Origin of the sequence: Psychrobacter sp. TB55-MNA-CIBAN-0194, from assembly GCF_040309505.1 — a bacterium.
Taxonomy (GTDB): domain Bacteria; phylum Pseudomonadota; class Gammaproteobacteria; order Pseudomonadales; family Moraxellaceae; genus Psychrobacter; species Psychrobacter fozii.
The window spans coordinates 1-250 of record NZ_JBEOOW010000591.1; the positions used below are offsets into that span (position 1 = coordinate 1).

1 pseudogene is annotated in these 250 nt (G+C 45.6%); it reads right to left on the minus strand.

Going from position 1 to position 250, the window contains the following annotated elements:
- Positions 1–250: pseudogene (locus AAEY75_RS16390) on the minus strand (TerD family protein); the annotation flags it as partial.

Sequence of the window (250 nt, forward strand, 5' to 3'; positions counted from 1 at the left end):
GAGTGGCAGGTTCTGTAACGTTAGATGCCAGTCATCTACTTCTCGGCGCAAATGGGCAACCCACAGCGTCACGCAATCACGTGGCAGCTGCTTTAAATTGACCTCAAAAGAGCGGTTACCTTCATCATCGCTGAGATGAATCTCGCCTTTTTTAACTCTGGTAAAAGGTTGTCCGTAATAGGAGTTGGCAATCAAAGCAATATGCGTGATATGAGCAGGGATTTCATCCAGATATAGTCTGATTTGCTCT